The sequence below is a fragment of the Thermococcus sp. MAR1 genome (genome assembly GCF_012027305.1).
Classification (GTDB): Archaea; Methanobacteriota_B; Thermococci; order Thermococcales; family Thermococcaceae; genus Thermococcus.
The window spans coordinates 1-476 of sequence record NZ_SNUF01000009.1; the positions used below are offsets into that span (position 1 = coordinate 1).

General features: G+C 55.5%; 1 protein-coding gene. It reads right to left on the reverse strand.

From position 1 onward, the window contains the following. Positions 1-476: fumarylacetoacetate hydrolase family protein (locus tag E3E25_RS11305; RefSeq protein WP_167893410.1), on the reverse strand; the 476-nt coding region annotated here is incomplete at both ends.

Below are 476 nucleotides of genomic sequence, written 5' to 3' on the forward strand. Positions count from 1 at the left end.
GGACCGACACCAGCGGGCGTTCCAGTGGCTATTATATCGCCAGGCTCAAGGGTCATCACGCTTGAGATGTACTCTATCAGCTCGGGAACTTTAAAGACCATCTCGCTCGTTCTGCCGAGTTGTCTGAGCTCGCCGTTTACCTTCAGACCGATTTCAAGGTCGCTGATGTCAAGCTCGCGCTTGTCCACAACTCTAGGCCCGACCGGTGCGAATGTATCGAAGCCCTTCGAGAGGGTCCATGGCATGCCGCTTTTCCTCGCTTCCGCCTGCAAATCTCTCGCCGTAATGTCGAGCAGTATTGTGTAACCGAGGACGTAGTCCATCACCTTCTTCGCAGGAACGTTTCTCGCGCGCTTGCCGATTATCACAGCAAGCTCGACCTCGTGGTCAACGCGCTTGCTCATCCGTGGGAGGACTATCGTTGAGTTGGGACCGATTAGAGCCGAGGGCGGCTTTAGGAAGAAGACTGGCCTTTC